Genomic DNA, 13,051 nt, shown 5'->3' on the forward strand with positions numbered 1-13,051 from the left:
CCAGTCTACCGGCGGGGCACGACGAATCCGCTGGGAAAGCTCGGCAGGTCCCGACCTGTCCACATCCGAGCCGGGCTGTGGACAGGTCGGGATCCGGGTCAGCCGAACAGGGCCGGGAGGGTCTTCTCCCAGGGTTCGCGCAGCTCGTCGAGCGTGAACTCCGTGATGCCCTGCAGCTCCAGCGTTCCCGAGTCCGGGTCCACCACACCGGTCTTGCGCCACGGGAGGCCGCGCGCGGTGCACATCTCCGTGAACCGGAGCTCCTCCGTGCGCGGGACCGCCACCAGCACGCGGCCCGCCGACTCGGAGAACAGCTGGACGAACGGGTCCTGGGCGTCGTCGAGGAACACCCGGGCGCCGCACTGTCCGATGAGGACGGTCTCGACCAGCGTCTGGATCAGGCCGCCGTCGGACAAGTCGTGCGCCGCCGAGATCATGCCGTCGCGGGAGCCCGCCACCAGGATCTCGCCCAGCAGCTTCTCGCGGGCCAGATCCACGCGCGGGGGCACGCCGCCGAGGTGGCCGTGGAGCTCGCGGGCCCACGCCGAGCCGTCCAGCTCGTCGTGCGTTTCGCCCAGCAGCAGCAGGGTTTCGCCCGCCTCCGCGCCGATGCCCGTCGGGATGCGGCGGGTCACGTCGTCGATCACGCCGAGGACGCCGATCACCGGCGTCGGCAGGATCGCCGTCGAACCGGTCTGGTTGAAGAAGCTCACGTTGCCGCCCGTCACCGGGATGCCCAGCTCGACGCAGCCGTCCGCGAGGCCGTGCACGGCCTGCTCGAACTGCCACATCACGCCCGGGTCGGTCGGCGCGCCGAAGTTCAGGCAGTCCGAGACCGCCACCGGCGTCGCGCCGCCCGTCGCCACGTTGCGGTACGCCTCCGCCAACGCCAACTGCGCGCCGCGGTACGGGTCGAGGTAGACGAACTTGCTGTTGCAGTCCGTCGCGACCGAGACGCCGCGGCCGGACGACTCGTCGATCCGGATCATGCCGGAGTCCGACGGCTGCGAGAGCACGGAGTTGCCGCGCACGTACCGGTCGTACTGCGACGTCACCCATTCCTTCGACGCCTGGTTGGGCGAGGCGATCAGCTTGAGCACGTCCGCGCGCAGTTCGTCCGGAGTGGACGGACGCGGCAGCTTCGAAGAGGTGTCCGCGATCAGCGCGTCCTGAAAGGACGGACGCTCGATCGGCCGGTCGTACACCGGGCCCTGGTGCGCCACGGTGTGCGCCGGGACGTCGACGACGACCTCGTCGTTCCAGGTGATGACCAGGTGCTCGCCGTCGGTGACCTCGCCGATGTCGGTGGCGATGACGTCCCACTTCTCGCAAACCTTCATGAACGCCTCGACGTTCTCCGGCGAGACGACCGCGCACATGCGTTCCTGTGACTCGCTCGACAGCACCTCCGCCGGCGTCATCCCGGTGGCGCGCAACGGAACGCGGTCGAGGTAGACGTGCATGCCGCCGTCGCCGGCCGCGGCCAGCTCGGACGTCGCGCAGGACAGCCCGGCGCCGCCGAGGTCCTGGATGCCGACGACCAGCTTCTGCGCGAACAGCTCGAGGCAGCACTCGATGAGCACCTTCTCGGTGAACGGGTCGCCGACCTGGACGCTCGGCAGCTTCTTGCGGCCGCCCGACGACTCGTCACCCGAAAAGGTGTCACTCGCCAGGACGGAGACGCCGCCGATGCCGTCGAGACCGGTGCGGGCGCCGAACAGGATGATCTTGTTGCCGGTGCCGGACGCGAACGCCAGGTGCAGGTCCTCGACGCGCATCGCACCGACGCACAGCGCGTTGACCAGCGGGTTTCCGGAGTAATACGGGTCGAAGACGAGCTCGCCGCCGATGTTCGGCAGGCCGAGGCAGTTGCCGTAGCCGCCGACGCCGGCGACGACGCCGGGCAGCACGCGCTTGGTGTCGGGGGCGTCGGCCGGGCCGAAGCGCAGCGCGTCCGAGACCGCGAGCGGCCGCGCGCCCATGGCCATGATGTCGCGGACGATGCCGCCGACGCCGGTCGCGGCGCCCTGGTACGGCTCCACATAGGACGGGTGGTTGTGGCTCTCCACCTTGAAGGTGACCGCCCAGCCCTCGCCGATGTCGACGACGCCCGCGTTCTCGCCGATGCCGGCCAGCATCTTGGCCTTCATCTCGTCGGTGGCGGTCTCCCCGAAGTAGCGCAGGTGCTTCTTCGACGACTTGTAGGAGCAGTGCTCGCTCCACATCACCGAGTACATGGCCAGCTCGGCGTCGGTGGGCCGGCGGCCGAGGATTTCCCGGATGCGGGCGTACTCGTCGTCGGCGAGCCCGAGCTCGCGATAAGGCTGGGTGTGGTCCGGGGTCGCCCCGGCGCGCTCGGTGGTGTCAACGGTGCTGGTCACGGTGTCCGTGTCAGGGTTCGCCACGGCCGCCAGGATACGGGGCGCACCCGCGTGCCCCGGACGGTGGGCCCGCCGAATCCGGCCGGGCCACGGCGGGTGTGAGCGAGCCGACATCGCGAGGCCTCGGAGCGCTTCGCTCCGGGGCCGCCTGTGGACAACTCGGGCGCGCGGGCCCGGAACTGTCGTCCCCCGCGAGTAACGTTGAAACCGGGGGTCCCCCCACGGGCCGGAGCGCGGAAGCGCCGGAAAATCGGTCGCCTTCCGCTGGTCGGCGGCTTACCGTCGGGAATCGTGCTTTCCGCCACGTATCCCTTTCCGCCGCTGCGGCTGCCCGCGCGGCCGAGTGCGAGCCGCTTCCTGCTCGCCGTGTTCCGAGCCCGGCTCGCCACGGTGCTGGGCGCTGCCGTGCTCGGCGTCTTCTGGGCGCTGCCGGGTGCGCTGGTGCCGCTGGTGATCGGCCAGGGCATCGGCGCCGTCAGCGCGCACGACGGCGCCGCTGTCTGGCGCTGGGCCCTGGCCGCCGCCCTGCTCGGGGTGGTGCAGACGCTCACCGGGACCTGGCTGCACTTCCTCAACTACGGCCTGTGGCTGCACGGCGCCGGCTCGACGCAGCGCGCCGTGTCGGCCCACACCACCCGCGTCGGCGCCGGCCTGCGCGAGCAGACGACCACCGGCAACCTCGTCGCGATCTCCACGACCGACATCAACCACATCGGCAACACCATCGAGATGACCGGCCGGGCGTTCGGCTCGCTGCTCGCGTTCGTCGTGGTCGCCGTGTGGCTGATCTCGACGTCGCCGCTGCTCGGCGTGGTCGCGCTGGTCGGCGTGCCGGTCGCGGTGCTGGGCATCGGGCCGCTGCTGGCGCCGCTGCAGAAGCGCAAGGCGAGCCAGCGCGAGAAGCGCGGGGACGTCAACGCGCTGGGCGCGGACATCGTGTCCGGCCTGCGGATCCTGCGGGGCATCGGCGGCGAGCGGCGGTTCCTCACCCGCTTCCGCGCCACGAGCCAGCGGGTGCGCCGGGCCGGCATCGAGGTCGGCAAGGCCGAGGCGTGGCTGGCCGCGGCGGAGATCGCGATGCCCGGCCTGGTCACCGTGGTGATCACCTGGCTGGGGGCGCGGCTGGCCGTTTCCGGGGAAATCGGCGTCGGGCAGCTCGTGGCGTTCTACGGCATTTCGGCGTTCCTCGTCTGGCCGGTCACCGCCGCGACCGAAGCGGTCGGGGCGATCACGTCCGGCCTGGTCGCGGCCCGGAAGGTGGTGACGCTGCTCGCGATCCACCCGAAGCTGGCGGACCCGGAGACACCGGTCCGGCTGCCCTCCGGGCCGCTGGAGCTGGTCGACACCGAGTCCGGCGTGCGCGTCGCGGCCGGGCGGCTGACGGTCGTCGACTTCGGCGCCGACGGCGAAGCGGTGGCCGACCGGCTGGCGCGGTTCGCCGACCCGGCCGCGGGCGAAGAGGTACTGGTCGGCGGCGTCCGGGCGGACCACGTCGCGCTCGCGGAGCTGCGGCGGCGGATCGTCTACGCGCACAACCAGGACATCTGGTTCTCGGGTGTGCTGCGCGAGCAGCTGGCGCCGGCGCGGCCGGGCGAGGTCGGGATCACCGAAGCGCTGTACGCGGCCGACGCCGACGACATCGTCGAGGCGCTGCCCGACGGCGTCGACGAGGTGATCGGCGAGCGCGGGCGCGAGGTGTCCGGCGGCCAGCGGCAGCGGCTGAACCTGGCTCGCGCGCTGGCGGCCGACGCCGACGTGCTGGTGCTGGACGAGCCGACGTCAGCGGTCGACGCGCACACGGAGGCACGCATCACCGAACGCATCGCGGCGCTGCGCCGCGGCAAGACGACGGTGGTGTTCAGCCAGAGTCCACTGTGGACACATGTGGCCGACGAGGTTTTCACGGCGAAGGTAGTGACGGTATGAAGCGGCTCCCCACGGCGTCCCGGCGGGACGTCCGGCGCTGGGCGCTGAAGACGGCGGCGACCCACAGACGCGAGTTCGGGCTGCTGCTCGGCGCGCTGTGCGTGTCGACCCTGATCGGGCTGGCCGGGCCCCAGCTGCTCGGCTCGCTGGTCGACGACGTCGCGGCCGGCACGACGACCGGCCGCGTCGACGTGGTGGCGGCGGTGTTCGTCGGGATCCTGGCGCTGCAGGCGCTGGCGCGGAAGATCGCGCGGATGCGCGGCGCGGTGTTCGGCGAGCTGGTGCTGGCCGAGACGCGCGAGGAGTTCGTCGGGACGGCGCTGCAGCTGCCACTCGGCACGGTCGAGGCGGCCGGCACCGGCGACCTGCTCAGCCGCGCCACCACCGACCTCGGCCGGATCGACCACGCGGCGCGGTTCGCGGCGCCGGAGATCCTGATCGCGGCGGTGACCGTGGTGTTCACGGTCGTCGCGATGGTGGCGACGTCGCCGCTGCTCTCGCTGAGCCTGCTGGTCGCGGTGCCGCTGCTGGTGAGCGTCAACGTCTGGTACCAGCGGCGGATCCCGTCGCTGATGCAGTGGATGCTCGACCGGTGGGCGGACCTGACCACGAGCGTCCACGAGACGGCGGAGGGCGCGCGCACGGTCGAGGCGCTCGGGCTGACCGAGCGTCGGGTCGGCGCGGCGTACGAGGCGTTGGACCGCAGCATCCTCGGCGAGCGGCGGATGCGGGCGCTGCAGCTGCGGTGGCTGCCGTCGCTGGAGATCAGCTACGTGCTGCCGCTGGCGGTGATGCTGCCGCTCGGGCTGCTCGCGTACACGCGCGACTGGGCCGGGCTCGGCGAGATCACCACGATGCTGCTGTACGTCCAGGCGATGTCGGCGCCGCTGAACGAGGCGCTGTTCTGGCTGGAGGACCTGCAGGTCGCGGCGGCCGCGGCGCGCCGCATCCTGGGCGTCCGCGAGGTGGCCGTCGAGGAATCGCCGAAGGTGACCGAGGTGCCGCGCGGACGCGACATCGACGTCCACGGCGTCCGGTTCGCCTACACGGCCGACCGCGAGGTGCTGCACGGCATCGACCTGCGCGTCCCCCGTGGCGAACGGCTGGCGATCGTCGGCCCGTCCGGCGCGGGCAAGTCGACGCTCGGCCGCCTTTTGGCGGGTATCGCGGCACCGTCGTCGGGCTCGGTCCGGATCGGCGGCCAGGACGTCTCGTCGCTGGCCGACGACGTCCTGCGCGGCGAGGTCCTGCTGCTGACCCAGGAGCACCACGTGTTCTCGGGAACCCTGCGGCAGAACCTGGCGCTCCCGGCGCGTCGCGCGGGCGGCGATTGGACGGACGACGAGCTGCTGGCGGCGCTGACGTCGGCGGGCGCGTCGGACTGGGTGGCGTCGCTGCCGTCCGGGCTCGACACGAAGCTGGGCTCGGGCGAACACCCGGTCCCGGCGGCGATCGCGCAGCAGCTGGCGCTGGCCCGCGTGGTGCTGGCGGACCCGCACACGCTGGTGCTGGACGAAGCGACGTCGCTGCTGGACACGGGTTCGGCGCGCGACCTGGAGCGGTCGCTGAACAGCGTGCTGGCCGGGCGGACGGTGATCGCGATCGCCCACCGCCTGCACACGGCCGCGGCGGCCGACCGGGTCGCGGTGGTCGAGGGCGGCCGGATCACGGAGCTGGGGCCGCACGCGTCGCTGCTGGCGGCCGGCGGTTCGTACGCGCGTCTGGTGGCGGCGGCTTCGTAGTCCGGAATGTCCGGACCGCTTCGGCGGTTGCTCCCCGGGTAGGCGACCTTCTACCCGGGGAGTGACATGTCGTCGTTCGTGATGACCGCCGCGGAGCGCGAGCAGTTCTTGAGCGGGGTGCACGTGGGGGTGCTGGCGGTGGAGCGCGCCGGCCGGGCGCCGCTGGCGGTCCCGGTCTGGTACGACTACTCGCCGGGCGGCGAGCTGCTGATCTGGATGGAACGCGACACCGTCAAGGACAAGTCGATCCGCGCGGCCGGCCGGCTGAGCCTGGTGGCGCAGGACGAGAACCCGCCGTACAAGTACGTGACGGTGGAGGGCCCGGTCGTGGCGAACGACGAGCCCCCGACGCGCGAACAAGCGCTGCGCATCGCGGGACGGTACTGGCCCGCGGACCAGGCGAAGGCGTACGTCGACTCGGCGCTCGGCGAGCGGTCGGTGCTGGTGCGGGTCCGGCCGGAGAAGTGGCTGTCCAACGACCAGAGCAAGAGCTGATCTGTGGACAACCCACGTCCGTAGCCCCGGAACTGTCGGTGCCCCTCGGTAGAATGATCAACCGGGGGGCGCCGCCCAGCCTCAAGCCTTGATCAGCGCGTCCACCGCGCTGTAGAACATGCCCAGCCCATCATCCGACGGCCCGGTCAGCGCGTCGATCGCGTGCTCCGGGTGCGGCATCAGCCCGACGACCCGGCCGTTCTCACTGCGAATCCCGGCGATGTCGTTGCGCGACCCGTTCGGGTTGCCGCCGACGTACCGGAACACGACCCGTCCCTCGGCTTCCAGCTCGTCCAAAGTGGACTGCTCGGCCACGTAGCACCCGTCGATGTTCTTCATCGGGATGAGGATCTCCGCGCCCGCCTCATACCGCGACGTCCACGCCGTCGAGGTGTCCTCCACCCGCAGCCACTGGTCGCGGCAGATGAAGTGCAGGCCCTGGTTGCGGATCATCGCGCCGGGCAGCAGCCCCGCCTCGCACAGGATCTGGAACCCGTTGCAGATGCCGAGCACCGGCATGCCCGCGCGCGCGGCCTCGATCACCGGCGTCATGACCGGCGCGAACCGGGCGATCACGCCCGCGCGCAGGTAGTCGCCGTAGGAGAAGCCGCCCGGGACGACCACCGCGTCGACGTCGTGGAGGTTCTCGTCCGCGTGCCACAGGGGCACCGCCTCCGCGTCGGCGTAGCGGACCGCGCGGGCCGCGTCGCCGTCGTCGAGCGTGCCCGGGAAGGTGATGACGCCGATGCGCGCGCTCACGCGCCGACCCGCGTGATCGTCCACTGCTCGATGACCGGGTTCGCGAGGAAGCCCTCGGCGATCTTCTCGAGCGTCGCGTCGTCGACCGTGTCGTCGACCTCGATCTCGAAGTGCTTGCCCTGGCGGATCTCCTTGATCCCGGTGAAGCCGAGACGGCCGGCGGCGCCGAGCGCGGCCTGTCCCTGCGGGTCGAGGATTTCGGGCTTCGGCATGACGTCGACGACGACTCGGGCCACGGCAGGCTGCTCCTTATTCACGCAGGTCGTGGGTACCCCGCGAGCATAGTTCACCCAGTTCGGCGGGCTGCGGGGGCCGCCGGGAAAACTAGACTGGCCGACGGCGCGCCGCTGCGCCATGATGAGTCGTTGACATCGCGCCAACAGCTGTGGAGGCATCGTGGACTCCTACGACTACGTGATCGTCGGCGCCGGGAGCGCCGGGTGCGTGCTGGCGAGCCGGCTCACCGAAGATCCGTCGGCCCAGGTCTTGCTGCTCGAAGCGGGCGCGGAGGACACCGCGGACGAAATCCACATCCCCGCGGCGTTCCCCTCGCTGTTCAAGACGCGGTGGGACTGGAACTACGAGACCGTCGAGCAGAAGCACACGGGTAAGCCCGCGTACTGGCCGCGCGGCAAGATGCTCGGCGGCTGCTCGTCGATCAACGCGATGATCTACATCCGCGGCAACCGCGCCGACTACGACGGCTGGCGCGATTCCCACGGCGCCGAAGGCTGGGGCTGGGACGACGTCCTCCCGTACTTCAAGCGCGCCGAGGGCAACCAGCGGCTCGACGGGCCGCTGCACGGCACCGACGGCCCGCTGAACGTCGAGGACCGCCGGTTCACCCACGAGCTGTCGAGCGCCTGGGTCGACTCGGCCGTCGCGTGGGGCCTCAAGCGCACCGACGACTTCAACGGCGAGAGCCAGGAAGGCGCCGGCGTCTACCAGGTCACCTGCAAGAAGGGCCGCCGCTGGTCGACCGCCGACGCGTACCTGCGCCCCGCGCTGGAGCGGCCGAACCTGACGGTGAAGACCTGCGCGCCCGCGACCCGCGTCGTCTTCGAGGGCACACGCGCGGTCGGCGTGTCCTATTTGGACAACGGTGCCGAGCGCACGGCGCGTGCGTCGACCGAAGTGATCCTGAGCGGCGGCGCGGTCAACTCGCCGCAGTTGCTGATGGTTTCCGGCGTCGGGCCGGCCGAGCACCTGCGCGAGCACGGCATCGACGTCGTCGCGGCGCTGCCCGGCGTCGGCGAGAACCTGCACGACCACCCGGCGTGCGGGATCATCTGGTCCACGCGCGGCACGACCGACCTGGTCGACGCGGCCACGCCGCGCGGGCTCGTCCGCTACCAGCTGACCAAGCGCGGGCCGCTGACGTCGAACATCGGCGAGGCGGGCGCGTTCTTCCCGACCACCGACGGACTTCCGGCGCCGGACATGCAAATCCACGTCGCGCCGACGCTGTTCTACGACAACGGCATGCGCGAGCCGACGGTCCCCGGCTTCACGTCGGCGGCGACGCTGGTGGACGTCGCGAGCCGCGGCCGGCTGCGGCTGAAGTCGGCGAACCCCGCGTGGAAGCCGGAAATCGACCCGGCTTACTACGCGGAGTCGCGTGACATGGACACGATGATCGCCGGGCTGCGCGCGCTGATCGAGATCGGGAAGACGGGGCCGTTGCGGCGGTTCCTGGACAAGCCGTTCCTGCCGACGCGGCATGATTTGAGCGATGCCGAGCTGGCTGAGCACATTCGCGAGAACACGCAGACGCTGTATCACCCGGTCGGGACGTGCTCGATGGGTACGGGTGAGCAGGCGGTGGTCGATCCGCAGCTGCGGGTGCGCGGGGTCGAGGGGCTGCGGGTGGTGGACGCTTCGGTGATGCCGGTGGTGCCGCGGGGGAACACGAACGCGCCGACGATCATGGTGGCGGAGAAGGCAGCGGACCTGATTCGGGGACGCTGAGGGCGGGTCGGCTGCGGGCCGCGGGCCCCGGTATCCAGTTTACCGGGGGTCACCGACAGTTCCGGGGCTGTGGAAGCGAGTTGTCCACAACCCCGGGCCGGCTCAGCGCTTGCCGTGCAGGATGGTGACCAGCTTGGCCACCATCGCGTCCGTCGAAGGCTTGCGGGTGAACGACGTCAGCGTCAACGGCGCTGTGAAACGCTGGCGCGCGATCGCCTTCGTGCGGGCGAACTCGCGCAAACCCTCCGGGCCGTGGATACGGCCGAAGCCCGAGTCACCCACGCCGCCGAACGGCAGGGAGGCGATGCCCGCGAACGACAGCGGTGCGTTGATCGACGTCATGCCCGTGCGCAGCTTCTCGGCCAGCTCCACGCCGCGGGACTTCGAGAAGACCGTCGAGCCCAGGCCGTACTTCGTGCTGTTCGCCTTCTCGACCGCTTCGTCCATGTCGCGGACCTTCGCGATCGTCACCGTCGGGCCGAACGTCTCCTCGGTGACCGCTTCGGAGTCCTCCGGGACGTCGATCAGCACCGTCGGCTGCGCGTACCGGTCGCCGACCGCTTCCTCGCCGCCGAGGACCGCCTTGCCGCCGCGGGCCAGTGCGTCCTGGATGTGCCTCTTGATCACGCCCAGCTGCGACGGCATCGTCACCGGGCCGTACTGCGCGGCCTCGTCCGAACCCGCACGCACGTCCTTCGACTTCTCGACGACCTTCGCGACGAACTCGTCGTGGACCTTCTCGTGGACGTACACCCGCTCGACGCCGATGCAGGTCTGGCCCGAGTTGGAGAACGCGCCCCAGACCGTCGCGTCGGCCGCCGCGTCGAGGTCGGCGTCCGCGTCGACCAACACCGGGTCCTTGCCGCCCGCCTCGATGACCACCGGCGTCAGCGTCTCCGCCGCCGCGGCCATGATGCGCTTGCCGGTCGCCGTCGAGCCGGTGAACGCGATCTTGTCCACGCCCGCGCCGACCAGCGCCGCGCCCGTCTCGCCGAAGCCGGTGATCAGCTGCAGCACCGGCTGCTCCGGGACGATCTCGGCGAACGCGTCGACCAGCCACTTCCCGACGCCCGGCGTGTATTCGCTGGGCTTGAACACCACGGCGTTGCCCGCCGCGAGCGCGTAGGCGATCGAGCCGAGCGGCGTGAACACCGGGTAGTTCCACGGGCCGATCACGCCGACCACGCCCAGCGGCTGGTACTCGACGGTCGCCGCCTGGTTCGACATCAGCAGCCCGGCCGAGCGCTTCTGCTTGCCGAGGATCTTCTTCGCGTGCTTGCCCGCCCACGCGATGTGCTCGATGGCCAGGATGCTCTCGAGCTGCGCGTCCGCGATCGGCTTGCCGGTCTCGTCGCGGACCACCTGACACAGCTGCGGGAGCCGGCGCGTCAGCACGCCCTTCCAGCCGCGCAGGCGCTCGGCGCGCCCGGCGAAGCCCAGGTCCTCCCACCACTTCGCCGCGACACGCGCTCGCGCGACGGCCGCCTGGACGTCCTCGGCGGCGTGCACGGGATAGGTTCCGACCACCTCGTCGGTCGCCGGGCTCAGCGAGTCGAAGGTCTCGCCGACCGACGTCGGCTTCGGCTGGACGGCAGTCATCGGCGTCTCCCTGGAGGTAGCGGGTCAGCCCAGGTTACGACGTTACTGACATCGTGCCAATAGCTCTCGCGGGCTTCGCCACCAGCATTGCACCCGCGATCGCCGCGGCAAAGACACCGAACAACGGTGCGAGCCACAACGGCAGCACGCCGACGGCCAGTGAACCCAGCCCGAAGCCGGCCGACTGCACGGTGAAACTCAGCGAGAACCCCGCTGACCTGCGGTTCTTCGGCAGCAGCCGCTGCAGGTTGACCGAGGTCGCCGCGACGAGCGGGCCGCCGCACACGCCGATCACGACCACCGACGCGAGCAAGCCTGCCCAGCCGAGGTCCGCCGCCAGGACGATCCCACCCGCGACGAACCCGGTCAGGAACAGCCGCGGGTCGCCGATCTTCCCGCGCCACGCGTAGAGCGCGCTCCCCGCGATGCTCGCCCCGCACAGCACGGCGATCAACACCGGAGCGGCCGTCGCGGGCGCGCCGAGGCGCTGGACCAGTGGCAATGGCGCAACCTCGATCGTCGACGTCAGCAGCCCGATGGTAAAGGCGCAGCACAGCCACGGCAGGTAGGTGACGAGCCGCACGGGCGGGACGTCTTGCCCTGACTCCACCCGTTCGTGCTCACCCTCGCGACGCGGGACGAGCAAGGCGGCGGCCACGCAGGCGGCGGCCATCGCGGTCAGCGGCACGAGCGAACCCGCCAGATCGAGCAGCGTCACCAACGCCGGACCGCCGACGAGCACGCCGTCGAGGATCATCGCGTCGACGGAGATCGCCCGGGGAAGCAGCCCGTCGTCGACCGTGTCCGCGAGCAGCGTCCGGAACCCGCCCGACAACGCCCCGCCCGTGATGCCGGGCAGCAGGACGACCGCGAGCAAGACGGCGCCCGGTGCGCCCGCTGCGGCGGCCGTGGCCAGGACGACGAACCCGGCGCCGGTGAGCAGCAACAGCACGGGCAGGCCGCGCGACGGGCCCACGCGGTCGAGCAGCCGGCCGACCGGCACCGCGCAGAGCATTTCGGCGGCGACGTAGACCGACATCAGCACGCCGCCGAGTCGGTAGGAACCGGTCGTCGCGGTGGTCAGCAGGGTGAACGCGAGCGGCGCCATGGTCGCCGGGAGCCGAGCGAACTGGACGCCCGCCGACCAGCGCCAATAGGCGCGATGGGTGAACAAGGACATGCTCGTACGCTCGTCCGCGGCCTGCGCGAGGCACACTGATTCGGGTGAGAGCGAATCACCGGTGATCGAGCTGGTCCTGACCGCGGCGGGCGCGCAACGCGTCCGCTTCGCGATCTCGCCGCTGGAGGAGGTGCTGGGCGCCGTCCGGACGCTGCTCGGCGTCCGCGGGCACCCGGCGACCCTGCCGTGGGCGTCTCGCGCACCCGTCCTCGACGTGCCCGAGCTGGCCGCGGTCCTCGGCGCGCGGCACTACATCACCGAGTTCCTGAGCCCGCCGCCGGACGGCCCGGAAACGACGGCTTCGGCGCAGCTGCGGGCCGTGCGGGCGACGCCGCCTGCGCAGGTGGCGTTGGAGCTGGCGATGGTCGACGCCGACCTTTCGCGGTTGCCGGACGACCCGGCGGCCGCGCGCGACCTGCTGGCCGACCAGCTCGAGACGGTGTGGGACGTTCTGTTGGCGCCGGAGTGGCCCCGCTTGCGCGAGCTGCTGGCGGCGGACATCGCGTTCCGGACGCGGCAGCTGGGTTCCGGCGGGATCGCGTCGATGCTGGCCGGGCTGCACCCGAGCGTGCGGCTGTCGGACACGTCGTTGCTGGTGGACGTCCGCGCGCGCGAGCGGCTGGAGATCGACGCGCGCGGGCTGCTGCTGATCCCGGCGGTGTTCGCGTGGCCGAACGTCGGCGTGGTGACGGTGCCACCGTGGCAGATCTCGCTGCTCTACCCGGCTCGCGGCGTGGCTTCGCTGTGGACCTCCGCCGCGGCGCCGCCGGAGCCGCTGGTCGAGGTCCTCGGCCGGACGCGGGCGCTGCTGCTGGCCACCCTCGACCGCCCCGCGGCGACGACCGAACTGGCCCGGCGCCACGGCTTGGCACCGGCGACGGTTTCCGCGCACCTGACGGCGTTGCGCGGGGCGGGGTTGCTGGCGTCGGAGCGTCGTGGCCACCGGGTGCTGTACCGGCGGACGGAACTGGGCGACGCGGTGCTCACGGGCAAACTGTGAC

General features: G+C 71.7%; 10 protein-coding genes. 5 read left to right on the plus strand and 5 right to left on the minus strand.

Annotated features, from left to right (window positions below; translation table 11 throughout):
• Window positions 1–98: 98 nt before the first annotated feature.
• Window positions 99–2,381 (minus strand): phosphoribosylformylglycinamidine synthase subunit PurL, encoded by a 2,283-nt coding sequence (gene purL, locus AB0M59_RS08050; RefSeq protein ID WP_364610728.1) that lies wholly within the window; start codon window positions 2,379–2,381, stop codon window positions 99–101.
• 291 nt (window positions 2,382–2,672) lie between these two features.
• On the opposite strand from purL, the gene AB0M59_RS08055 reads away from it, so the two are divergent.
• The 3 genes from AB0M59_RS08055 (at window position 2,673) to AB0M59_RS08065 (ending at window position 6,544) form a co-directional block, all read left to right on the plus strand.
• The gene (locus tag AB0M59_RS08055; protein WP_364610528.1) at window positions 2,673–4,307 is read left to right on the plus strand and encodes an ABC transporter ATP-binding protein; all 1,635 of its coding nucleotides are present in this window, start codon (window positions 2,673–2,675) and stop codon (window positions 4,305–4,307) included.
• Entirely contained in the window at window positions 4,304–6,049 is a 1,746-nt protein-coding gene (locus AB0M59_RS08060; RefSeq protein ID WP_364610531.1) for an ABC transporter ATP-binding protein, read from the plus strand. The genes AB0M59_RS08055 and AB0M59_RS08060 overlap by 4 nt, the downstream gene beginning before the upstream one ends.
• Window positions 6,050–6,115: 66 nt before the next feature.
• On the plus strand, window positions 6,116–6,544 hold the full coding sequence (locus tag AB0M59_RS08065) for a pyridoxamine 5'-phosphate oxidase family protein (RefSeq protein WP_364610534.1): 429 nt from the start codon (window positions 6,116–6,118) through the stop codon (window positions 6,542–6,544).
• 81 nt (window positions 6,545–6,625) lie between these two features.
• Here the strand turns inward: AB0M59_RS08065 and purQ are convergent, their stop codons facing one another.
• Entirely contained in the window at window positions 6,626–7,303 is a 678-nt protein-coding gene (gene purQ / locus AB0M59_RS08070; protein WP_364610537.1) for a phosphoribosylformylglycinamidine synthase subunit PurQ, read from the minus strand.
• On the minus strand, window positions 7,300–7,539 hold the full coding sequence (purS, locus tag AB0M59_RS08075; protein ID WP_364610540.1) for a phosphoribosylformylglycinamidine synthase subunit PurS: 240 nt from the start codon (window positions 7,537–7,539) through the stop codon (window positions 7,300–7,302). Before purS ends, purQ begins: the two co-directional genes overlap by 4 nt.
• A gap of 160 nt (window positions 7,540–7,699) precedes the next feature.
• Here purS and AB0M59_RS08080 point away from each other — a divergent pair, with 160 nt between their 5' ends.
• On the plus strand, window positions 7,700–9,271 hold the full coding sequence (locus AB0M59_RS08080; RefSeq protein WP_364610543.1) for a GMC family oxidoreductase N-terminal domain-containing protein: 1,572 nt from the start codon (window positions 7,700–7,702) through the stop codon (window positions 9,269–9,271).
• 102 nt (window positions 9,272–9,373) lie between these two features.
• Here the strand turns inward: AB0M59_RS08080 and AB0M59_RS08085 are convergent, their stop codons facing one another.
• Window positions 9,374–10,870 carry an aldehyde dehydrogenase family protein gene (locus tag AB0M59_RS08085; RefSeq protein WP_364610546.1) on the minus strand — a complete coding sequence of 499 codons (1,497 nt, stop codon included), beginning with the start codon at window positions 10,868–10,870 and terminating at the stop codon, window positions 9,374–9,376.
• 34 nt (window positions 10,871–10,904) lie between these two features.
• Complete coding sequence (locus AB0M59_RS08090; RefSeq protein ID WP_364610549.1) at window positions 10,905–12,050, minus strand: MFS transporter; 1,146 nt, start codon at window positions 12,048–12,050, stop codon at window positions 10,905–10,907.
• A gap of 61 nt (window positions 12,051–12,111) precedes the next feature.
• Here AB0M59_RS08090 and AB0M59_RS08095 point away from each other — a divergent pair, with 61 nt between their 5' ends.
• A complete protein-coding gene (locus tag AB0M59_RS08095) occupies window positions 12,112–13,050 on the plus strand; it encodes a DUF5937 family protein (protein WP_364610552.1) in 939 nt (312 codons plus the stop codon).
• The last annotated feature ends 1 nt before the right edge of the window (window position 13,051 follow it).

Source organism: Amycolatopsis sp. NPDC051371, assembly GCF_040682155.1.
Classification (GTDB): Bacteria; Actinomycetota; Actinomycetes; order Mycobacteriales; family Pseudonocardiaceae; genus Amycolatopsis.